This window comes from Arthrobacter sp. P1_B11, assembly GCF_056406715.1.
Genome location: NZ_JBFTZQ010000004.1, coordinates 130,948 through 152,691 on the forward strand (window position 1 = coordinate 130,948; position 21,744 = coordinate 152,691).

The 21,744-nt window shown below is 64.7% G+C and carries 17 protein-coding genes; 12 read left to right on the forward strand and 5 right to left on the reverse strand.

Annotation, left to right across the window (positions count from 1 at the left end):
- Window positions 1-8: 8 nt before the first annotated feature.
- Window positions 9-491, reverse strand: coding sequence for a universal stress protein (locus AC1D14_RS05175; protein ID WP_230116723.1), 483 nt, complete (start codon window positions 489-491; stop codon window positions 9-11).
- 213 nt (window positions 492-704) lie between these two features.
- Between AC1D14_RS05175 and AC1D14_RS05180 the strand changes: the two genes are divergently transcribed.
- The gene (locus AC1D14_RS05180; protein ID WP_230116724.1) at window positions 705-1,391 is read left to right on the forward strand and encodes a response regulator; all 687 of its coding nucleotides are present in this window, start codon (window positions 705-707) and stop codon (window positions 1,389-1,391) included.
- A 17-nt stretch (window positions 1,392-1,408) separates the two neighbouring features.
- Here the strand turns inward: AC1D14_RS05180 and AC1D14_RS05185 are convergent, their stop codons facing one another.
- Entirely contained in the window at window positions 1,409-3,067 is a 1,659-nt protein-coding gene (locus AC1D14_RS05185) for a GAF domain-containing sensor histidine kinase (protein ID WP_476968157.1), read from the reverse strand.
- A gap of 234 nt (window positions 3,068-3,301) precedes the next feature.
- Here AC1D14_RS05185 and AC1D14_RS05190 point away from each other — a divergent pair, with 234 nt between their 5' ends.
- The 4 genes from AC1D14_RS05190 to AC1D14_RS05205 all read left to right on the forward strand — a co-directional run bounded on the left by AC1D14_RS05190 (window position 3,302) and on the right by AC1D14_RS05205 (window position 9,896).
- Entirely contained in the window at window positions 3,302-3,772 is a 471-nt protein-coding gene (locus AC1D14_RS05190; protein ID WP_230116726.1) for a pyridoxamine 5'-phosphate oxidase family protein, read from the forward strand.
- Between the two features lie 159 nt (window positions 3,773-3,931).
- On the forward strand, window positions 3,932-5,812 hold the full coding sequence (locus AC1D14_RS05195) for a heavy metal translocating P-type ATPase (RefSeq protein ID WP_476968158.1): 1,881 nt from the start codon (window positions 3,932-3,934) through the stop codon (window positions 5,810-5,812).
- A 455-nt stretch (window positions 5,813-6,267) separates the two neighbouring features.
- A complete protein-coding gene (locus tag AC1D14_RS05200; RefSeq protein WP_476968159.1) occupies window positions 6,268-7,284 on the forward strand; it encodes a zinc-dependent alcohol dehydrogenase family protein in 1,017 nt (338 codons plus the stop codon).
- Between the two features lie 2 nt (window positions 7,285-7,286).
- Entirely contained in the window at window positions 7,287-9,896 is a 2,610-nt protein-coding gene (locus tag AC1D14_RS05205) for a cation-translocating P-type ATPase (protein WP_476968160.1), read from the forward strand.
- On the opposite strand, the gene AC1D14_RS05210 is transcribed toward AC1D14_RS05205, so the two are convergent.
- On the reverse strand, window positions 9,888-13,070 hold the full coding sequence (locus AC1D14_RS05210) for a beta-phosphoglucomutase family hydrolase (protein ID WP_230116729.1): 3,183 nt from the start codon (window positions 13,068-13,070) through the stop codon (window positions 9,888-9,890). The genes AC1D14_RS05205 and AC1D14_RS05210 overlap by 9 nt on opposite strands.
- A gap of 172 nt (window positions 13,071-13,242) precedes the next feature.
- Here AC1D14_RS05210 and AC1D14_RS05215 point away from each other — a divergent pair, with 172 nt between their 5' ends.
- The 6 genes from AC1D14_RS05215 to AC1D14_RS05240 all read left to right on the forward strand — a co-directional run bounded on the left by AC1D14_RS05215 (window position 13,243) and on the right by AC1D14_RS05240 (window position 20,317).
- Window positions 13,243-13,725: a universal stress protein gene (locus tag AC1D14_RS05215; protein WP_476968161.1), complete on the forward strand. Its 483-nt coding sequence runs from the start codon at window positions 13,243-13,245 to the stop codon at window positions 13,723-13,725.
- Window positions 13,726-14,093: 368 nt separating this feature from the next.
- Entirely contained in the window at window positions 14,094-14,609 is a 516-nt protein-coding gene (locus AC1D14_RS05220) for a universal stress protein (RefSeq protein ID WP_230116731.1), read from the forward strand.
- Entirely contained in the window at window positions 14,581-15,474 is an 894-nt protein-coding gene (locus tag AC1D14_RS05225; protein ID WP_476968162.1) for a universal stress protein, read from the forward strand. The genes AC1D14_RS05220 and AC1D14_RS05225 overlap by 29 nt, the downstream gene beginning before the upstream one ends.
- A 578-nt stretch (window positions 15,475-16,052) precedes the next feature.
- The gene (locus AC1D14_RS05230; RefSeq protein WP_476968163.1) at window positions 16,053-17,108 is read left to right on the forward strand and encodes a zinc-dependent alcohol dehydrogenase family protein; all 1,056 of its coding nucleotides are present in this window, start codon (window positions 16,053-16,055) and stop codon (window positions 17,106-17,108) included.
- 215 nt (window positions 17,109-17,323) lie between these two features.
- Window positions 17,324-17,857, forward strand: a complete 534-nt coding sequence (locus tag AC1D14_RS05235) for a flavodoxin family protein (protein WP_230116734.1) — start codon at window positions 17,324-17,326, stop codon at window positions 17,855-17,857.
- 165 nt (window positions 17,858-18,022) lie between these two features.
- Window positions 18,023-20,317, forward strand: a complete 2,295-nt coding sequence (locus tag AC1D14_RS05240) for an HAD-IC family P-type ATPase (protein WP_476968164.1) — start codon at window positions 18,023-18,025, stop codon at window positions 20,315-20,317.
- Window positions 20,318-20,328: 11 nt separating this feature from the next.
- On the opposite strand, the gene AC1D14_RS05245 is transcribed toward AC1D14_RS05240, so the two are convergent.
- Complete coding sequence (locus tag AC1D14_RS05245) at window positions 20,329-20,793, reverse strand: pyridoxamine 5'-phosphate oxidase family protein (RefSeq protein WP_476968165.1); 465 nt, start codon at window positions 20,791-20,793, stop codon at window positions 20,329-20,331.
- A gap of 157 nt (window positions 20,794-20,950) precedes the next feature.
- On the opposite strand from AC1D14_RS05245, the gene AC1D14_RS05250 reads away from it, so the two are divergent.
- Complete coding sequence (locus AC1D14_RS05250; protein WP_230116737.1) at window positions 20,951-21,373, forward strand: Hsp20/alpha crystallin family protein; 423 nt, start codon at window positions 20,951-20,953, stop codon at window positions 21,371-21,373.
- Window positions 21,374-21,393: 20 nt separating this feature from the next.
- Here AC1D14_RS05250 and AC1D14_RS05255 read toward each other — a convergent pair whose 3' ends face one another.
- Window positions 21,394-21,540 (reverse strand): hypothetical protein, encoded by a 147-nt coding sequence (locus AC1D14_RS05255; protein ID WP_476968166.1) that lies wholly within the window; start codon window positions 21,538-21,540, stop codon window positions 21,394-21,396.
- Window positions 21,541-21,744: the final 204 nt, after the last annotated feature.

The following is a 21,744-nucleotide window of genomic DNA, read 5'->3' on the forward strand; positions in this document are numbered from 1 at the left end:
CACTAATTTCAGAGAAGAAGCGGAAACGGAACTGCCCAACGTGCCGAGTCCTCTTTGGCATCGCCCCGGACGACGAGGACAGGGCAATGGGCGTGGGCGACGCAGGCTGAGCTGACCGACCCGAGCAGCAACCCGGCGAACCCGCCGTGCCCTCTCCGTCCGACCACGAGGAGGTTCGCCTCCTTGCTGGCATCGACTAGCACCGAGCGGGCGAGTCCTTCTACGAGCCGGGTATGCACATTCCGCGGCCGTTTGGCGCCAAAGGCCATGGTGACGGCCTCCTGAAGCAGTTCCTCGGCGCGCTCCTTGAACCCTCCGATGCCCACGGCCACGTAGGTGTCGTACATGTTCGGGTACTCCCAGCACGCCACGGCCTCAATCTCCGCCCCCAGCGGCACCGCAAAACGCTGCGCCTGCCGTAACGCTTCGACGGAGGCTTCCGAGCCGTCGACGCCCACCACAATCTTGAACGCATCGTCCACCCTGGCCATCGTGGGTCTCCCGTTTCGTCATCGAGCCGTTGCCACCACCCTCTGCCGGGCACGCCGACAAGAGTAGGGCCATTAGTCACAAGTCCCCGCGGAGAGCCTCACGTTCCCGGGCCGTTGGACCCTTGTGAGCCCACCATGGTTCCTAAAGAATTAGTCACACACAACCCGCCGGTCCCGTCGCAGCCAGGACGCACGGCACGAGAGGAGATGAACATGGACGGACCAGCATCATCGGTCGGGGTCGGTGACGTTTCTTCTCCTACCCGCATCCGGGTGTTCATTCTTGATGACCATGAATTGGTGCGTCGGGGGCTTCAGGACCTGCTGGAGAGCGAAGGTTTCCTTGTCGTGGGCATGTCCGGCTCGGCCGCGGAAGCCACGCGTCGGATTCCCGCTCTGCACCCGGACGTCTCTGTGCTGGACGCCCGACTGCCGGATGGCACCGGCATCGAGGTCTGCCGGGACGTACGGTCCGTGGATGAGACGCTTAAGTGTCTGATCCTGACGAGCTACGACGACGAACAGGCCCTCCGGGGCGCGGTGCTGGCCGGGGCCGCCGGGTATGTGCTCAAGGAGATCGGCGGTTCGGACCTCATCGGCGCCCTGCACAGGGCCGCGCGCGGGGAATCGCTATTTGACGCGGGCCTGAAAGCAAGAATTATTCAGGGACTGGCCGAGCCCAAGCGGGTGGATCCCAGAGTGGCTTCGCTGACGCCGCAGGAACGTCGTGTTCTGGAACTTGTCGGACAAGGCCTGACCAACCGTCAGATCGGAGACCGGATGCTTCTGGCGGAAAAGACGGTCAAGAACTACGTGTCATCCCTGCTTGCAAAGCTGGGCTTTGAACGGAGGACACAGGCAGCCGTGCACATGGCACATGAACCGGCATCCGGCCAGTGATATTCAGCCAGTGACATTCAATAGACGGGGACGCACCAGGTGAGGGCTGTGCCTGATTCCGGGGAGGACGTGACCGCCAGGAAGCCGGCCAGGGCGCGGGCGCGGTGGTCCATGTTTGCAAGCCCGTTTCCCGGAGCCGGCTCGGCGAAGCCTGAACCGTTGTCCTCGATTTGGACGACGGCGCTTCCGTTGTCCACGGAGACGGATACGCTAATGGAATCCGCCCCTGAATGACGGACGGCGTTGCTCAGACCTTCCGAGATGACAGCCAGCATGTTCGAAATCGTTTCTTCATCGTGCACCGCGTCGATAGGCCCGGTGAGTGTCAAAACCGGGGCGAATGGGAGGGACGCTCCCGTGCTCCGGACGGTCTGGATGATGCGGCTGCTAAGGAGCTCCTTCTCACCGGACGTGGCACGCAGCGAGTAGATTGTGTTGCGAAGATCCCGAATGATCTCGTCAAGTTCAGCGGTCACACTCTGGATTGTCTGGGCGGCGGAACTGTCGGTAATGAGTCTGCGAACGCTCTGAATGCTCAGCCCGGCTGCGAAGAGCCGCTGGATGACGACGTCATGAAGATCACGGGCGATCCTGTCCCTGTCGCTGAACACCGCTATTTGTTCCCGCAACCGGTGTGCCCGGGCTAGTTCGAGGCCAAGGGCCACGTGGGAGCCGAACACGGTACCCATCTCGACATCCGTCCGGCTGAACACCCCGTTTCCGCGCCCTCGCACGAGCATCAGGAGCCCGTGGTGGCCACTTGGGGAATTGAGGGCTACCACCAGCACACAGCCCGGTCCTGGATCCTCGCCGCCCCTAAGGACGAGCGGGGCGCCATCGAGGACGGCGGCGTTCCCTGTAGTGACGATGGCACTGATTTTGGTCGACTCCAGGGCCAGGACCCGGCCCACCCACGCCGCTGCGCTGTCTCCTGCCGCTCCGGCGACCCTGAACGGCCCGGAGGGATTCTCCGGAACGAGGATAAGTGCCAGCTCGGAATCAGCCTCCCTCAGCGCACGGGCGGCGATCATGTCCAATCCCCCGCTTTGCCCTTCCGGGGTGCTCTCATCCCCCATCATTTTTCCGGTCACGTCCATGCACGCCTGAAGCCAGCTGGCTCTGCGGCGCGCATCGTTATAGAGCCGGGCGTTTTCAATCGCAACCCCCGCAGCCGCCGCGAGAGCGACGGCCAGGTCCTCGTCTTCAGCGGTGAAGTCCCCGCCCCCCTCTTTCTGTGTCAGATAGAGGTTGCCGAACACCACGTCCCGGACCCGGATTGGTACACCCAGAAAAGACTTCATCGGCGGGTGGTTCTCAGGGAATCCATAAGCTTCGGCGTGCTGCTGCAGGTCATGGAGCCTCAACGGTTTTGGGTCACGTATCAGCAGCCCGAGAACCCCGTGCCCTGTAGGCAGAGGTCCGATCCGCCGGGCCAGTTCATCGTCGATGCCCACCGTGATGAAATGGCTCAAAGCCTTGTCATCCCCGAGGACCCCCAAGGCCCCGTACTCAGCCTGCAGGAGACGGCGGGCTGAACTGACGACGCGGTGCAGGACGGATTCCAGGCTCAGGTCCTCCGCTACTCCTACAACAGCCTCCAGGAGTCCCCGCATGCGTTGCTGGGCATGCAGAAGTTCCCCGGCCCTGTCGACAAAGTCGGTTAAGAGCTCCTCCATCCGAGCCCCGGCAACCGGCTGGAGGGTTACCTGATCGGATGGCTGAAGAGGTTCATTCAAGGACACCGCCTCCCGACGGAAGGTTATGCATGCGGACGGCTTGCCGCTCCCCCGTCCAGTAGCCGGTGCAGTCAGACTACCCCTCCAAGGGGCGAAACATCCATGCCGGGGGCTTTCGCTTCGAGGGTCTTTGGGCCCTGTTTAAGGGCGGTACGACGGCGTACGCTCGGCCCCATGATGAACGAAGCATCAGTACCGGAGGCGGAAGTCCTCGCAACCCACGAGTGCTGGCGGCTGTTGCGCAGCGTTTCGGTGGGTCGCCTTGCTGTCTGGGTGAATGACCACCCGGATATTTTCCCCATCAACTACAAGGTTGATCACGGAACACTGGTCTTCCGTACCGGTGCGGGAACCAAACTCTCGGCAGCACTGGCGGAGATGCCGGTTGCGCTGGAAGCCGACGGCGTCGATGCGGATGCGGGCGTCGCATGGAGCGTCGTCGTCAAGGGCCAAGCCGCGGCCGTCGAACGGACGCAAGGGCTTCTGGACACCGTCGGACTGCTCCTGTTTCCGTGGGAGACCGGACGCAAAGACCACTTCATACGGATCGTCCCGGACACCCTGAGCGGGAGACGCTTCACGATCGCCCCGCCGCTGACCTGGTGGAGCCCGCTGGACGACGCCACACGTGCCGGGCTGGAATGAGGCCACGGTCGGTCGGGAAGCGGACGCACGACCGCGCCAGGAGGTAAGGCAGCCTTCGGGTGCCGGCTGCTGTCCCCTTCGCCATGACGACCGATGCCGAAGTTCGCCCACGATGCCCGTGCGCGCTCGGACGCGCCTCGGCCCGGCAGGTACGAAACCGTGAAGCCCGTTCGCCGTTTCGCGCTGCTTACAACGGCCGTTCTGGCAGGCGCCGGCGCAGCAGCGCTCCTTGCCTTTGGACAGGAGGGTGCAGCGCAGTGGTTGGCGAGTCTCTACGCTTTGGCCGCCGCGGCGTACCGTTCGGTCCTGATGGTGAAGGAAATCCTTCACGGGCGATGGGGCATTGATCTGCTCGCGGTGACAGCCATCATCAGCACGGTCGCGGTCGGCGAATACGTCGCTTCGCTGATCATCGTGCTGATGCTGGCCGGCGGCAACGCGCTGGAGACCTATGCCGAGGGCAGGGCCGTCCGGGAGCTGCGTTCGCTGCTCGAACGGGCGCCTCGAAGCGCCCGCCGCGAGGGAAGGGATGCAATCCTGGAAGACATACCCGTCGAACAGGTTCGTGTTGGCGACGTGCTGGTCATCAGGCCTTCCGAAGTAGTCCCCGTTGATGGGCGGCTGATCTCCACAGCGGGCGTGTTTGATGAGTCTGCCCTCACCGGTGAAAGTCTTCCGGTGGAACACCGCAGCGGCGATACTCTGCTCAGCGGCTCAGTGAACGGCGATGCTGCGGTGCGGATGCAGGCGGTCACGACTGCTGAGGACTCCCAGTACAGCCTCATCGTGGCGCTCGTGCAGGAGGCGTCGGCCAGCCGCGCACCGGTGGTCCGGCTGGCTGACAGGTACGCGGTGCCGTTCACCGCCTTGGCGTTCCTGCTTGCCGGGACCGCCTGGTACCTGAGCCAGGACGCCGGTCGGTTCGCGCAGGTCCTCGTTGTGGCAACACCGTGCCCGCTGCTCTTGGCCGCCCCGGTAGCTTTCCTCGGCGGCATGAGCCGTGCGGCACACGCCGGAATCATCGTCAAGAACGGCGGAACGCTCGAACGGCTCGCCCGGGTCAGGACCGCGGTCTTTGATAAAACCGGTACCCTCACCCAAGGCCGTCCGGTACTCAGGGAAATCCTGGTCTCCAAGAATGCAACGATGACTCCCGGGCGGCTGCTGCAGCTCGCAGCTTCCGCCGAGCAATACTCATCCCATGTGCTGGCCGCCTCGGTCATGGACGCCGCACGGGCGCGGGGCCTCGCGCTGCCGGCAGGGCACCTGGCGCAGGAGCATGCCACCCAGGGCGTGACCGCAGTCTGTGATGGCCACGCGGTGGCCGTGGGCAAACCGTCGTTCATCAGCTCCAGCACGTCGGGATTTGAAGAGGCGGACCTGGCCGGCGGCCAGCTCGGCGTCTATGTCGGTGTTGACGGTCGGTTCGCCGGAACCCTGATCATGAGCGATCCGCTGCGGGACAATGCCATACGCACCTTGGAGGAACTGCACCGGCTCGGCGTCCGGGAGACCATGCTCCTGACCGGCGACTCCCGGTCAACGGCGATGCATATCGCCGCTGAAGCCGGAATCACGAGCGTTCGTGCCGAGTGCCTGCCCGCGGACAAGGTCGCAGAGGTCGCGGCGCTGGGCAGCCGGCCGGTAATGATGGTGGGCGACGGTGTCAATGACGCCCCCGTCCTGGCGGCCGCCGATGTTGGAGTCGCAATGGGCGCCAAAGGTTCAACCGCCGCCAGCGAATCGGCCGACGTCGTCATCATGGTTGATGACCTCTCAAAGACTGCACTGGCAGTGGATATTGGCCGGCACACCACGCTCATGGCCCTGGAAAGCATCTGGATAGGGATCGGGCTGAGCATCGGACTGATGTTCGCCGCAGCCTTCGGCTTCATCCCCGCCGTCGCCGGCGCCCTTCTGCAGGAGGTCGTGGACCTCGCCACGATCCTGAACGCACTCCGGGCACTCAAACCGGGCAGATCGACGAGCGGCGCTCCTGCCGACCGTGCTGCCGACATGCGCCAGAGTCAGCTCTTTTAGGACGGCTCAGCACCCCGCTGTCGCACTCGCTGGCCCTGTGAGGTGAGCACCCTCCGAAGTCGCTGTGACCGGACTCTACGAACCGAAGCGTACTTTCCTTGTTCATGGTGACCCCGTTAGCAGCTGTTCTCGTTGGCGGCCCCGTCCCTCAGAGCGGGGTTCATGGGTGCTTGGCGACCGGCCTGAGCCGGATCCACCAACCAAGAGTCCCATCGCCCGTCGGTAGGTCTGGACATTGGACTCTCTGCCTGACGGCAACTGCACGGCTGCGAAGGAGCATCCCCATTTCATGTCCAACATTCGAAGCACAGTTCAGATCCGGTTTCCTCCCATTGAGTGCCGGGGCTTTCGGCCCTGTCATTTGCGCGCGGCTCATCCAATGCTGGATGGAGGAACTGCTGGCCGGAAAGGGACTTACGGCAGTCCTTTTCTTGCACGAGGATACGGAGACGGTCATGCGCGCATGGTGGGTTGAAACTCCTGGACCTATCGCATCGGGACCACTGCGGCGGGGTGAGCGGCCCGATCCTTCACCCGGGACAGGGGAAATCCTGATTTCAGTGCATGCATGCGGTGTGTGCCGCACCGATCTGCACCTTGCCGAAGGAGACCTCCCACCCCGGGCCGTTGGGAGGATCCCGGGGCACGAGGCTGTCGGCGAAGTCATAGGGACGGGACCGCAATGCAGCAGGTTCCGGGTGGGTGAGCGTGCAGGTGCGGCTTGGCTGGCCCGCACGTGCGGTTCATGCCGGTTCTGCCGGCGCGCGGCCGAAAACCTGTGCCTCTCACCCGCCTTCAACGGCTGGGACAAGGACGGCGGTTATGCCGAACTGATGACCGTTCACGAGGACTACGCGTACCGGATACCTGAAGGCTTCAGGGACGAGCAGGCTGCCCCCTTGCTCTGCTCGGGCATTATCGGCTATCGGGCCCTTCGGCGGGCCAACCTTCCGCCGGGGGGCAGGCTCGGCATCTACGGCTTTGGCGGCTCGGCACACCTGGCGGCGCAGATGGCCTTATATGAGGGCGCGAGCCTGTACGTGATGACACGGTCCGTGGCAGCGCAGCGGCTCGCTCTCGAGTTGGGGGCAACGTTTGCCGGGGGAGCTGAGGACCGGCCCCCGGTACCCTTGGACGCCGCAATTCTCTTCGCACCTGCAGGGGAGGTGGTGCCGCAGGCTCTGCGCGCGCTGGATCGCGGCGGCACACTGGCCATCGCCGGGATCCATCTGAGCGACATCCCGGCCCTGAACTATGAAACCGACCTTTTCCAGGAACGTCAGCTCCGCAGCGTGACGGCCAATACCAGGGCCGATGGTGAGGAGGTTTTCGATCTGGCCGCCCGGATGCCCTTACACGTGACCACCGTGCCCTACCCGTTTGAGGAGGCCGACCGGGCACTTCTGGACCTATCCACGGACAGCTTCACCGGAGCAGCGGTATTGCTCAGGGATGCCGCCCGGCGGGACTGAGCATGGCCGAGCGCGCTGTGGCCGCTTCTGGGCTGACCACCGGGCAGGCCCTGTCCCGGCTCGCTGAGAACGGACCCAACCGGATCCCCGAAGCTGCTGCCGTTCCGCTCTGGCGCAGGTTCCTGGCCGAATTCACGCATTTCTTTGCCGCGCTGCTCTGGGGTGCCGCCGCGCTGGCATTCGTCGCCGGCATGCCGCAGCTCGGCGTGGCGGTGGTGGCAGTGGTCGTCATTAACGGCCTGTTCTCCTATGTGCAGGCAGAACGGGCCGAACACGCTGCGACGCAGCTCCGGGCGTTGCTGCCAACGCAGGTCCTGGTCCGCCGGGATGGTCGCGCGTCCCGCGTGGACGCAGCAGACCTGGTGCCCGGAGACCTGGTCATCCTCGCAGCGGGGGACCGCGTCCCGGCGGACGTGAGGTTCGGCACAACAAGCAGTTGCACCGTTGACGAGTCAATGCTGACCGGTGAAAGCGACCCGGTGCCGAAGCAATCCGCGGATGCCGGGATCGGAGGTACCTTCCTGGTCAACGGCGAAGCCGAGGGCATCGTCATTGCCACCGGACAACGGACCCGGCTCGCGGAAATTGCGGCGCTGACCACGACTGTGAAACCGCCCCCGAGCCCGCTGACGATGGAACTGCGCCGGATCGTCCGGACCATCGCCGCTGTGGCCCTGGGCGTGGGACTGTTGTTCTTCTTGTTGTCGGCATTGATCGGCATCTCCTGGCAGGATGCGTTTCTTTTCGCCATCGGGGTCTCTGTAGCCCTGATCCCGGAAGGACTTCTGCCCACAGTCACGCTGTCGTTGGCAATGGGCGCCCAGCGCATGGCGCGCCGGAAGGCCCTGGTCAGGCACCTGCAGGCAGTCGAGACCCTTGGTTCGACAACGTTCATCTGTACCGACAAGACCGGGACGCTGACTCAGAACAGGATGAGCGCGGTCGAGGTGTGGACGTCGGAAGGCGCCGTGACGGTGGCCGGTGAAGGCTACGAACCTGCAGGCTCCGTCTCCGGTAGCCGGGAGGCGGTCGCGCAGGCAGGCAGGGTCAGTGTTGCGGCCGCCCTGGCATCCCGGGGAAGGATCGTGATGCGTGACGGGGCCTGGCAGCCGGAGGGGGACCCCATGGAGGCGGCCTTGGATACATTGCTGCGCCGGCTCGGCGGCGCAGCAGAACGGCCTGAAGCGCCTTCGGTGCTCCGGTTCAGTTTCAGCCCGGGGCGGCGGCGCGAATCGGTGATCGTGGGGACCACGGTCTCGATGAAGGGGGCGCCGGAGGCCGTCCTTCCGCTATGTTCGCCGACGGCGTTCAGGAACGCCGGCGACTCTGGCGTCCGGCAGGAGATACAACGGATGGCCGGTCAGGGCTTGCGTCTGCTGGCTGTCGCCGGGCGAACCCTATCGGCGGGGGAGCTCAGCGCCGCGGCTGCGGGTTCCCTCGGGGCGGACCAGGCTGAGTCCRGCCTCACCCTTTTGGGCCTTATCGGTCTCCATGACCCGCCGCGCCCTTCCGTGGCGCCGGCTCTGCGTACGGCCCGGGAAGCCGGCGTGAAAGTCGCCATGGTCACCGGGGACCATCCGTCGACAGCGGCGGCAATCGCCCGCGAGGTGGGCCTAATACTGGAGGAGGAGCGGGTGGTCGAGGGCACTGACCTGCCCGACGACGAAGGGGCCCTCGGCGCGCTGCTGGACCACGACGGCGTGGTCATCAGCAGGGTTTCCCCCGAACAGAAGCTTCGCGTCGCCCGAGCCCTGCAGTCACGCGGACACGTGGTAGCCATGACCGGTGATGGCGTGAATGACGGCCCTGCCCTGCAGGAGGCGGACGTGGGCGTTGCCATGGGTCTCAGTGGCACCGATGTCGCGCGAGAGGCCGCGGATCTTGTCCTGCTCGATGACGACTTCGCCACCATCGTGAAAGCAATCGAGCAGGGCCGGGCGACGTATGCCAATATCCGCCGTTTCCTCACCTACCATCTGACCGACAACGTGGCGGAGCTCACTCCGTTCATGATCTGGGCGCTCTCGGGAGGTTCCTTTCCGCTCGCCCTTGGCGTGCTGCAGATCCTGTTTCTCGACATCGGGACGGACCTGCTGCCGGCACTCGCCTTGGGAGGTGAGCAGCCGGGCAAGGGCGTCATGCGGCGCCCGCCTGAGCGCCGGCACCTGATGGACGGTGCCCTGATGGTCCGGGTCTTCGCCGTGCTGGGCCCCGTGGAGGCCTTCATCGAGATGTCAGCCTTTGTCGCCGTGCTGGCCGCAGCCGGCTGGCACCCCGGGGATTCGCCCCCTGCCTCGGCCGTGTTGCTTCCGGCCTCCGGGGCGGCCTTCGCCGCCGTCGTTCTGGGGCAGCTGGCCAACGCCTACGCCTGCCGCAGTTCCACCAGGCCCCCCTGGCGGCTGGGCTGGTTCCGCAACCGCCTGCTTCTGTGGTCGGTCCTGATTGAACTCCTCGCAATGGTAGTGTTTCTCGGCGCGGGACCGGTCGCGGCGCTGCTGGGGCACGCCCTGCCGCCACCGCTGGGGTGGGGCATCGCGCTCCTGGCGATACCGGCGGTGCTGACCGCGGACTTCGTGTACAAGACCTTGCGGCACGGGCGGCTTTCACGGTGAACGGCGGACGAGGAAGCCGTGCGACTGCCCCGCATGCAACATCACAGTGTCGAGCCCCAGACGCACCCGGACAGGAGCCGCGACGCCCGGGGCAGCTGTTACCGTCAACCGTTCATGGTCAAGAGCCACCTCCAGCAGCTGGCCCCGGTAATTCACGGTGAACCTGACCCGGTGCAGGCCTGTGGGCAGGCGGGGGGCGAAGATCAGCTCGTCCTGGGCCATCCGCAGGCCCGCGAAGGTCCTCTGAACGGTGTCGATACTGCCAGCCATGGCGCCAAGATGGATACCGGCACGGGTTGTGCCGCCCTGGGTGTCGTCCAGGTCGGCATCGAGGGCCTCCCGGAATGTGCTCCAGGCCCGTTCCGGGTCCATGGCGGCCAACACGGATGCATGGGCCATGCGGCTGAGAGTCGACCCGTGGGCGGTCCGCGACAGGTAAAAATCAACCGTCCGGGAAAGCGCCGCTGAATCCACGGCGTAGCCGAGAGTTCCCAGAAATTTGGTCAGCTGTTCCTCTCCCAGCAAATAGAACAGCATCAGGACGTCGGCTTGCTTGGCCAGCATGTACCGATTGGGCGTATCGTGTTCTGCTTCCAGAATCAGATCGAGGCGTTCGATGTTCCCGTAGGTTTGGCGGTAGTGCTCCCAGTCAAGTTCCATGAGTTGGCCGTACCCCTCGAACTGGCTGATGATGCCGTCCCCGTGGAACGGTACGTACATCCGGTGGCTGACCTGCTCCCATTTGTCCAGCTCCTCCGGCCGGATCCCCAATCGGTTCGACAGCTCCTGCTGCTCTGGCCCCTGCAGCACGGATCTCACCAAATGCAGAGCGGTGGCGCAGAGCCATCCTGCCATCACGTTGGTATAGGCATTGTCATCGAGACCGTGCCCCGGCCCGTCGGGGTATCCCGTGTGGTATTCATCGGGCCCCATCACGCCGTGGATATGGAATCTGTCCGTTTCGGCGTCATGCACGGCCATGGACGTGAACAGCCGTGCGACCTCGACAAGGATTTCGGCTCCCCGCCGGATCAGCCAGGCACGGTCGCCGGTGGCCTCAAAGTACTGCCAGGTGTTGAACGCAACAGCAAGTCCGGAGTGACGCTGAAGACTGGAATAATCTGGTGCCCAGTCCCCGATGCGGGGATTGAAAGTCCAGTGTGGCGTTTCTTCCCGCCCGTCACTTCCGCTCTGCCAGGGAAACATCGCCCCGAGCAGCCCGGCTTTTCTGGCGGCGTCCCGGGCCGCGTCCAACCTGCGCCAGCGGTAGTCAAGGACCGATCTCGCAACCACCGGCAGGCGGGAGGTGAGAACGGGCAGGACGAAGAGCTCATCCCAGAACACGTGTCCGCGGTATCCCTCTCCGTGCAGCCCCCGGGCCGGCACGCCTGCATCCACCTCTGACGTGTGCGGCGTTAGGGTCTGCAGCAGATGAAATATGTGCAGGTTGAGGATCAGCTGGGTCTGCCGGTCGGTGTCCAGTTCCAGCGCAAAGGCGTCCAGCAACCCCTGCCAGGCGGCCTCATGGGCGGCCAGGATCTGGTCGAATTCGGCCGGTGCCCGTTCCTGGACAGCCAGGGCCGCTGCCAGCGGTGATGATATGGCCGTGTCCCGCGAGGACACCATAGAAACGACCTTGCACATGATGGCCGGAATGCTGTCCTGCAGGTCAAGCACGACGTCGCGGAAGACGCGGCTGTCCTGCCGGGTGGCGGGACCTCCGTTCACGCCTCCTTCATGGCCAGGGATACGGGCAGCCGTGGCAATCCGGATGCGGCTGCTGCTGGTCTCGACCTCTACCGAGTCAACGCCGTCGGCTGTCGTCCCGAAGGAGACGATGCGCAGATGCCTGTGTGCAAGAAGCGCCTCAGCGGGAATATTGGAGTTGGTGATGCCTGCGTCCAAACCGATGCGCACCACCGCCTGCCCGCTCCAGCCCCGTGCGGTAAGTGTCGTCTCCAGCGCCGCCAAGTGGGCTTGCGCCGCGGAGACCACACGGCGCTGCACAACGTCCAGCTGGCGACCGTCATCGGCCGCCAGCACGACATGCCGGGACAGAACTGCACGCCTCATGTCCAATTCGCGGTGTTCGCTGCATAACCGAAGCCCGCCGCTTGACCACCAGCGGCCCTCTTCCACGGCAATGTCCACTGGCAACCAATTGGGCACATTCACCATGTGCTCGTCCTCGCTCTGCTGGCCGTGGACTTTGCTCGTGAGCCGGTTATAGATTCCGGCCATGTAGGTTCCCGGGTAGTGAAGACCATCGGACGCGCTTTCAGGCGCGGCTCCCCTGACAGCCATGTACCCGTTACCGAGAGTGGTCAGGGCCTCGCGATGGCCCTCGTGAGCAGGATCCATCCCTTCGTAGACGAGAAGCCACGGATGGGTGAGAACGAGCCCGATGTCGAACTCGCTCACATCATGCAGGACGATGTCCGCGCCCGCAGTTTCCAGGTCCGCCCGGCGGTCGGCCCGGTCTATACCCACAACCAGCCCGAATCCACCGGCCCGGGCGGCCTGCACACCGGCAACGGCATCTTCAATGACGGCCACACGGGCAGCCGACACACCCATGGCACGGGCGGCTTCGAGGAACAGGGCAGGGTCAGGTTTCCCCGGCAGCCGCAAGGCTGCCGCGGTCTCTCCGTCCACAATGAGGTCGAACACATCCAGCAGCTGCGCCGCCTGAAGAACGGCCCTGGCATTGCGGCTCGACGTTGCGAGTATTGCCGGGACGCCTCCCGAGCGAAGCCTTTTAACCAGGTCAACAGTTCCGGGAAACACGTGGATGTGGCCGTTCTTGAGCCGACGGTTGAAGATCTCGTTCTTTCGGGCACCGAGCCCGGAGACGGACCACGTACCCGGAGGATCGGAAGGATGGCCGTCAGGGGCGGTGATCCCGCGCGACTGGAGGAAGACCCGGACCCCTTCTTCCCGGGGACGCCCATCAACGAAGCGGCGGTAATCGCTGTCCGTGAAGGGGACCTGGCTGGCCGTGCTGTGCGCCCGGGGATCCTTAAGGACCGCATCGAAAAGCTCCTTCCAAGCCAAGGCATGGATGTCGGCCGTGTCGGTGACGACGCCGTCGAGGTCAAATATGACGGCATCAAACGGGGACAGGGCTGATGCCGCCGTCGGGGATGAACTCCAGTTGTGCTGCGCGGGCGCCATGCATCATTCCTTTCTGAGCGGACCTTGCGGTGTTGCCGGGCCCAAGCGGGCTATTTCAGTGCTACGCCGCTGCGACCGGTAAGGACAGGGGCCTTGGACCCGGCCCGGTCCCGGTGCGGGGGGTGACCTTCGGCCCTAGACCCGCCCCGTGGTCCGGGGCAGGGTGAATTGCATGAATGATAGCCAACGCATTGTTGTCGGTATTGACGGTTCCGAATACTCCCCGGCGGCGCTGCAGCTTGCCGGGCGGATCGCATCGGCGCTGAAAGCCCCGATTGAGGTCATCTCTTGCCTCGGATGGTCCGACTTCTATCTTCCTTCCCACCTACCGCCGGGGAACCTGGAAGTCACGGCACAGTTGGAAGCGATCGCCAAGCGTCTCATGGAAGAGGCGCTTGAAAGGGCATATGGACAGAACCGTCCACCCAACCTGTCAACTGTCGTGAAGACCGGATCACCGGCGAAGGTCCTCGTCGAAGAGAGCCGGGACGCCCAACTTCTCGTCGTCGGCCGCCGCGGACATGGCGGTCTCCTTGGTCAGGTCATGGGTTCGGTAAGTGCAGCCTGCGCCGCGCACGCTCACTGCCCCGTGCTGGTCGTCGGCCAGGACTCCGAGGCCCTGCCGGAATCACACCCCAAGGAGCCCAGGATCTGATCGTGTTCCCCGCCTTGGTGGGGCGACGGGCGTAGGTCAGCCATCGTCACTCCCACGCCGCAGCCGCCTGCGCCGGGACAAGTGCACCTGCGTCCCGCGCTTTCCGTTACGGCGGTCCTTCCCGATCCTCCCCCAAGTCAGCTGGGCCCAGGGAGCCCTCTTCCGGGCGCCCGCTCCTCGCCCGGGACTTGGTCCGGCCCGAGACGGCGACGACCGCAGCCGGGGGACCTATGACCCTAGGCCGGCGGTCCGGGATTCCGTAGTCTTCACCCAGATGCCGGCTCATCCTTCCGAGCATCCCGCCGGGGACCGTCGGCAGAACACCCAGCCAGCCGCCTGTGGCCGGCGCAATCTGGAGGCTGACAATCATGCATCAGAGCCCCCAAGCTCCGGCCGTGATCGTTGGCGTCGACGGAAGCGCTCCTTCGATACTGGCCCTGCGCTGGGCCGGCTCGCTGGCGCCGCTGTTCCAAACCCCCATCAAGGCCGTGACCGCATGGCAGTTCCAGATCGCCGCGGGCACCTTTACCCCCGTTGTGTGGAACCCCGAGGAGGAGGCCCGGATCCGCTGCGCGGAGGCAGTGGCAAGGGCCTTTGGCGGGGCATCTCCGGAGGGCCTGGAAATGATGCTCCGGCTCGGACCGGCCGCGAAGATCCTGATCGAAGAGAGCCAACACGCACGGCTCCTCAATGTGGGTAGCCGCGGCCATGGCGGCTTCGAAGGGCTGCTGCTGGGGGCGGTCAGCGCCGCGGTCGCCGCGCACGCAAGATGCTCGGTCCTGATTGCACACGGCACCGAGCTGCCGCCCGAGCTGTCCCTGGCTTTCGGGCCTTCCCGTAGCAGGACCAAGGCCAATGACGGAGGACCTGGTGCAGAAGCCTGACGGCATCGTAGTCGGCTGCGATGGATCCGCTGAAGCGGGTGTGGCGATCCGCTGGGCGGCATGGCAGGCCGGGCTCCGGGAGTGCGAACTGCATCTGGTGCACTGTTCGTTGTGGCCGCTGCTGACCCACGATCTCGGACCCGTCGAGGGAGTCGCTGACAGCGGGCTGCAGCACTACGCTGAGACTATCCGTGACGAAGGCGCAGCCCAAGCAGCAAACGAGGTCCCTGGGCTGAGAATCCGAACCAGTCTTTTGTATGGATGGCCTGCCGATAATCTCCGCAGGGTCTCCGCCGGGTCGAGGATGCTTGTCTTGGGAAGCCGCGGTATCGGGGGATTCATGGGTCTGCTGGTGGGGTCTGTAAGTTTGGAGCTTGCAGCAACCGCGGACTGCCCGGTTGCTGTGATCCGTTCCGATGAGAACCGTGTCGGCCCTGTCGTTGTCGGAGTGGATTCGTCCGGGTCTGCGGCAGCTCTGGGCCAGGCATGCGAGATGGCAATGGCAACGGGGGCGGCTCTGAAGATTATTCATGTCCTCAGAATTCATTTCGGCGTCGGGAAACCGGGGCTAGCCTCCAGCGGAACCCGGGGAGCCGCGGAACGGGTACTGGAAACGGCGGCAGGCAATGCCCGCGCCATCGCCCCCACAGCGGCTGTAGAGACAGAGCTGGCGCAGGACACCTCCGTTCCACGGGCCCTGCTGAACGCCGCCCGGTCCGCCGCCGTGATCGTCGTCGGGAGCGAGGGCAGAGGCCTCATCAGAGGAACGGTGGGCTCGACAGCCCACGCTGTGCTGCACCACGCCAGGTGCCCTGTCGTGGTTGCACGTCATGCCGCGGAGGAACCCGCCGGGCCCGTTTCCTGAAGGCTCGCCTACCTTTACGCGGGTCCGGTCCCTTCGGGCCCGGCGGGCCCCACCAGCTTCCTTCGTGCGTGCGCAATAGCGGCCTCATTCGCGAAAGGCCCATATAGCTGAGGGCCGGCGGTCACAATGCCGAGGTGGATACCTCTTGTGTAGAGGAAGAGCCCACCGGTTACCTTCCTGAGCGTCCCGTGTGCGCGGCGCACACGGGACGCTGGTGTACACGGAAGCCCCTCTTTTCATCCCTGGCACGCATATCCTGTCCTCCCGGTTCTCAGCGGATGAGCCGCATACCGTACATCTTTGACTTCCCTCGAACTCCAGTGCAGGGGCCTCAGCCCCGGTTATGGGCCAGCCGGGGCGGGTTTCCCCGCGGACCGTACCCGGCCCCGGCCCTGCAGGATCCGGCGTGGTGCACCGGGACTAAGGACCCTTTCCGCCGGCACGGCCATCGCTCATTGTGGAGGTTGAAGCGGCAGCGGGAGCGCTTGGCACTCCCCGGGTCCGCGAGCTTGGGCCCGAGGTCCAGGACCTCTCCGTGTGTCAGACCCGATGATCATCACCGACAGCAAGGAAAAGCAATGAAAGCCATTGTCTACGGCGGCCCAGGAAAGAAGTCCTGGACCGATGTGCCGGACCCGGCAATCCGCAATCCCGGCGACGCCATCGTCAAGGTCGATACCACCACCATCTGCGGGACGGATCTACACATCCTCAGGGGTGATGTACCGGCAGTGACGGAAGGAAGAATCCTGGGCCACGAAGGCGTGGGCTCCATCACTGAGGTCGGTACATCCGTGACCAGCCTGAAACCCGGCGACCGGGTGATTATTTCATGCATCAAGTCCTGCGGCCACTGCGCCAACTGTAAGACCGGGCTCTACTCCCATTGCATGGGTGACGAGGGCGCTCCAGGGATCGGCTGGGTCTTCGGCCACCTGATCGACGGCACGCAGGCCGAATACGTCCGGGTCCCCTATGCCGAAAACTCCCTGCACCTGCTGCCCGACGGAGTCAGCGACGAGCAGGCCGTCATGCTGTCCGACATCCTCCCTACGGGCTTCGAAATTGGCGTCCAGTACGGCCGGGTCAAGCCCGGAGACACGGTAGCGGTGGTCGGGGCGGGTCCGGTTGGGCTGGCGGCAATCGCCACCGCCGGACTCTATGGCGCCGCCACCATCATTGCCATCGACCTTGACCGGAACCGTCTGGAGAAGTCCCGCGAGTTCGGCGCGACCGACATCGTCCTCTCAGGCGAACCTGACTGGAAGAACCATGTGCTGGCCCTGACCGACGGCCAAGGAGTGGATGTGGCCATCGAGGCAGTGGGCATTCCCGCGACTTTTAGCATGTGCACGGAGATTGTCCGTCCGGGCGGCAACGTAGCCAACGTCGGCGTACACGGCAAATCCGTCGAACTCCATGTGGAGAACCTCTGGATCCAGAACATCAACATCAGCATGGGACTCGTGAACGCCAACACCACTCCCATGCTGCTGAAACTCGTCGCCCAGAAGAAGCTCCCGGCAGAAAAGTTCGCCACGCACCACTTCCGTTTCGACCAGTTCATGGACGCCTATGACACTTTCGCCCGGGCCGGGGAAACAAACGCCCTGAAAGTAGTGATCACCGCATGAAAGGCCACGTCATTTACGACTCCGCGTATGGGAACTCAAGAGCCATTGCAGAGGCGATCGCAACCGGCCCCGAAGCTCTCCACACTGCCGCTGTTTCAGTGGCGGACTCCGAACCCGGGAACCTGTCAGCTGAGGACCTTCCGCAGCGGGCAACTGGAAAATGCAGCCAGTTAGGCCAAGAGCCTGGCCTCGGCACTTGAGCGGAAGGCAACACCATGAAAGCAGCCATTGTTTACGAGTCCCTCTACGGCAACACACACGCGATCGCCAACGCCATAGCGCAAGGGCTGGAGGGCATTGCCGAACCCCACGTAATGTCCGTCGAAGAGGCAGGCCAGGCCCAGCCGACGGCCACGGATCTCCTGGTCGTGGGAGGGCCGACCCATATACACGGCATGAGCAGGAAGCCGATGTGGGAACTGGCAGTCAAAGACGCCCTTGAACACCCGGAGAAGGGACTGGTCCCCGCCGCCACCGCGGGAGGACCGGGCTTGCGGGCATGGTTCGAGTCCCTGGACAAGACAACCGGGAAAGCGGCCGCCTTCGATACCCGTCTGGAGGGCAATGAGTTACTGACCGGTCACGCCTCCAAAGGCATCGCGAAACGACTCAGGCAACATGGGCTTGAGCTCATAGCCGAGCCTGCAAGCTTCCTCGTCGATGCCACCAACCAGCTTTTGCCCGGCGAACTCGACCGGGCACGGGAATGGGGAAAGACGCTCGGCACAGCCATCTCTGCGACAACCTGAGGGCGCCGCGTGAGCATGGCAGCGGCGGCGTATCCTCCGGGGGCTGATGCTCCCGCAGGATCAGGTCTCTCCGCCGAGGATGTGAGGAAACGAACGCTGGCGGGCCTGGCCAACGGAGTTCCAGACAATTCGAGCAGAAGCCTGTGGCAAATTGTTCGCGCGAATGTGCTGACACTGCTTAACGGAATTGTTGGCGGCTGCTTCCTGCTGTTGCTGTTGCTAGGGCAGTGGAAGGACGCGCTCTTCGGCTTCGCGGCGGTCAGCAACGCCATCATCGGGGTGGTCCAGGAGTACCGCGCCAAGAGGTTACTGGACCGGCTGGCTGTCCTTGATGCCCCTCGGGCCAGGGTGCTCCGGGAAGGCCAGGTCCAGGAAGTTGCAGTTTCCGACGTCGTCCTGGACGACGTCACGATACTGCAGGCCGGCGACCAAGTAGTGGCAGACGCCCTCATCATCAGCGGAGATGGCCTGGAAATTGACGAGTCCCTCCTTACCGGCGAATCGGATCCCGTGGCCAAAGGCAGGGGCTCGATCCTGTGGTCGGGTTCCACTATAACGGCGGGGCAGGGTGAGGCGCGGGTGGTTGGTGTGGGGACCGGCTCCTATGCCAGCCAGCTCACCGCCGAAGCCAAACGGTTTTCACTGATCAATTCGGAGATACGTAACGGGATCGACCGCGTCCTTCGCTGGATCAGCTGGGCCCTCTTCCCCGTCGTGGTGATCGTCACCAACGGCCAGATGCAGGCGAAGGGCGGCTGGGATCTGGCTTTCACCACCGGGGCGTGGGTCGAGGCGCTCGTTGGAGCAGTGGCGGGGGCCATAGCCATGATTCCCTTGGGCCTCGTGCTCATGACCAGCGTTGCGTTCGCGGTCGGTGGTGTGCGGCTGGCCCGCCAGAACGTGCTGGCTCAGGAGCTCGCCGCTGTGGAGGTTCTGGCCCGTGTGGACGTTCTATGCACTGACAAGACCGGCACCCTGACGGAGGGCAAAGTGGTTTTCGACGGCGTCCACCCTGCCGGCCGGCCCTCTCCCCCAGGCTGGAAGGAGGCGCTGGGGTGGTTCGGGGCCGACCCTCACGCCAACGCCACCGCCCGCTGCCTGGCGGGCGCCTTCGCTTATGATGGCAACCGGTGCCCGGCCTGCGTCGTTCCTTTCTCTTCCGCCAGGAAGTGGAGCGCAGCAAGTTTCCATACGCCTCATGCTGCCGCGGGAACCTGGGTTCTTGGTGCACCCGAGATGGTGTTGCAGGGAAGCAGCGCATCCAGTGGAGAAGACTTGATGCAGGCCCGCCGCTTTGCGTCGGCCGGTCTGCGCACCCTGGTACTGGCATTCACGCCGGACGTCATGCGCGAAAGGGACCCGGACGATGTGCTCCTGCCCACCGGGCTTGCGGCCGCCACACTGTTGACGTTCCGGGAAAAGGTCCGCCCGGATGCAGCGCAGACTCTGTCCTACTTCCGTCAACAGGGCGTTGCCGTGAAAATCCTCTCAGGTGATGACCACCGGACGGTCACGGCGGTGGCACGAGAGGTGGGGCTCGACGTCGGCGACGGCTACGACGCACGGCACCTGCCCTCAGACCCACATCAGATGGAAGAAGATCTGGACAACTTTTCCGTGTTCGGCCGCGTCACGCCCGCCCAGAAAAAAGACATGGTCCTGGCGCTGCAAAGAATGGGCCACACAGTCGCCATGACTGGCGATGGCGTCAATGACGCGCTGGCACTGAAGGAGGCTGACATCGGCATCGCCATGGACACCGCGGCACCAGCCACCAAAGCGGTGGCCCGCCTGGTGCTGTTGGACGGGCGCTTCGACCGGCTTCCGGCCGTCCTTGCGGAAGGCCGCCAAGTCATCGCCAACATTGAGCGGGTCTCGGTCTTGTTCCTTAGCAAAACAATGTACGCCGTAGCCCTGTCCGTGGCGTTCGGAGCATTCATGTGGAGCTTTCCGTTCCTGCCCCGGCAACTCTCCGCTACTGACGGCCTCACCATCGGCATCCCCGCGTTCTTCCTGGCCCTGATGAGCAACAGCCGCCGCTACAACCCGGGGTTCCTGAAGCGATCACTGGCCATGGCCGTCCCGGCCGGGATCATCATCGCCACGGCGGTCCTGGCCGTGCAGGTGTATGCCCTGGCCGCCGGGGGCTTTACCGCCGCAGCCAACCGCACAGCCTCTGTGGTGACGCTGTCCTTGGTTGCGCTCAGCGTTTTGGCGGCGGCCAGCCGTCCGGTCAGCCTCCTGCGTCTGGCCATCATTGCTGCCATGTGCGCGGGGCTTGTCCTGTTGATGACCGTCCCCATGCTGCAGGATTTCTTTATGCTCGAATGGCCTCCGCCTGAACTCTCAGCTGCCTCCCTCGCCGCCGCAGTCGTTGCCATCCTTGCGGTGCTCGCACTAAGCCGGGTCCACGCGCGGCGGTACCCGGTCGACCGACCGGCAACAGTGACGCGGAGCTAAGTGGCGCGGCCCTAGATCCAGTCGGCCGAAAGATCCTGCGGCGGCCACCATCGCGTACGCGGCGATACCGCAAACCTCCGCCCGGAGACCTCCGTGGGGTCGATCTGCACCAGATGCTCCTTGAGCCCGGTCTGCCAGGGTTCGCGGTCAGGACCGGCTTCCTGGAGGACCGCCGGATCCCCGTCAAACGCTCCTGGCACTCCCTTGACCACAACGCTCCACACTTCGGTGGAGTAGGCGTTCATCCCGTCTGCCTCAAACGCGACGGCGGCGCCGGTGAGCAGGGCGCGGAGTTTTGTACCCGGTGCGGTGCGGAACACCAGGGTTCTTCCGACCGTCATGAAGTTCACGGGAAAGATTTCGGGGGCGGCGCCGCTGATCACCGCCAACCTCCCGATGTAAGAGGACCGAAGATACTTCCAGCAGTCAGCCGGGGCGAGGACTTCCGTTTGAGACTCTGAAGGGGAGCTGCTCATGCAACTGATCCTAGCCCTCCGGTCCCAGCGCTCATGCAACCTCCTATTTCCCAGGCGGTCAGGACCAAAGCCTCTGGGTCCTCCCGGCCCTTTGCCCGACCCTTAAGGAGTCGGGCACATCCCATGGCCCGATGGTCAGTTGAGCAAGGAGGAAGACATGGCTGATTTGATGAAATGGTTTGACACCCGGCGCACCCCCGTCGAGATGATTGAAAGACTCTTCGAAGGTGACACCGTGGCCTCGGGGATCCGTGTTGAAGAATCGGTGGAAGGTAGCACGCTGGTAGTCCGTGCCGAACTGCCAGGGATCGATCCGGAAAAGGACGTCAGCGTATCCATCGTTGACGGCGCTCTGCAGATCAAGGCAGAGCGCCGGGAAAAGTCCGAGCAGAAGGACAAGAACAGCTACCGGTCGGAGTTCCGCTACGGTTCTTTCGTGCGTAGGCTCGCTCTGCCCGACGGCGTTCAACCGGACGACATCACCGCCTCCTATAAGGACGGGGTGCTGGAGGTCCGGACCCCGGTACCGGAGATAGCCCAGCAACCCCCGACGAGGAAGATCGAGATAACCCGCGGCTGAAAGAACGGCCCCTCTCGGGATCAGCCGAACAGGGACCGCTGCCTCCCGGTAACGGTCCTCAGCACGGTCTTGAGCCAGCCCAGCGCAGCCTCGACGCCGACGTTCACGATGCCGGTGCCGCACAGCGAGACCATGGGTTCCCCAACGGCCGCTTGCAGCGGAATCAAAGGCAGTGGCCTCTGCCCCGGTGGCAACGAGGCAGTCGACGCCCAGACGGCGGTGACTCGCACCAACCGCTTCGACTCCGTCCTTCCTTGAGCGGGGCCGGTCCGCGCGGCAGCAAGGATGGTCCTGCCAAGACGGGCAAGTCCGCGCACGGCCTGCCGAGGCAACGCACCACGTCCCCATCAAGCCCTCCTCGCCCCCGTCCC

Coding starts and splice junctions, on each gene's coding strand:
- AC1D14_RS05215 (WP_476968161.1), top strand. CDS start 13,243: ATGAATGATAGCCAACGCATTGTTGTCGGTATTGACGGTTCCGAATAC.
- AC1D14_RS05210 (WP_230116729.1), bottom strand. CDS start 13,070: ATGGCGCCCGCGCAGCACAACTGGAGTTCATCCCCGACGGCGGCATCA.
- AC1D14_RS05250 (WP_230116737.1), top strand. CDS start 20,951: ATGGCTGATTTGATGAAATGGTTTGACACCCGGCGCACCCCCGTCGAG.
- AC1D14_RS05220 (WP_230116731.1), top strand. CDS start 14,094: ATGCATCAGAGCCCCCAAGCTCCGGCCGTGATCGTTGGCGTCGACGGA.
- AC1D14_RS05225 (WP_476968162.1), top strand. CDS start 14,581: ATGACGGAGGACCTGGTGCAGAAGCCTGACGGCATCGTAGTCGGCTGC.
- AC1D14_RS05245 (WP_476968165.1), bottom strand. CDS start 20,793: ATGAGCAGCTCCCCTTCAGAGTCTCAAACGGAAGTCCTCGCCCCGGCT.
- AC1D14_RS05190 (WP_230116726.1), top strand. CDS start 3,302: ATGATGAACGAAGCATCAGTACCGGAGGCGGAAGTCCTCGCAACCCAC.
- AC1D14_RS05200 (WP_476968159.1), top strand. CDS start 6,268: ATGCGCGCATGGTGGGTTGAAACTCCTGGACCTATCGCATCGGGACCA.
- AC1D14_RS05185 (WP_476968157.1), bottom strand. CDS start 3,067: ATGGAGGAGCTCTTAACCGACTTTGTCGACAGGGCCGGGGAACTTCTG.
- AC1D14_RS05230 (WP_476968163.1), top strand. CDS start 16,053: ATGAAAGCCATTGTCTACGGCGGCCCAGGAAAGAAGTCCTGGACCGAT.
- AC1D14_RS05175 (WP_230116723.1), bottom strand. CDS start 491: ATGGCCAGGGTGGACGATGCGTTCAAGATTGTGGTGGGCGTCGACGGC.
- AC1D14_RS05180 (WP_230116724.1), top strand. CDS start 705: ATGGACGGACCAGCATCATCGGTCGGGGTCGGTGACGTTTCTTCTCCT.
- AC1D14_RS05235 (WP_230116734.1), top strand. CDS start 17,324: ATGAAAGCAGCCATTGTTTACGAGTCCCTCTACGGCAACACACACGCG.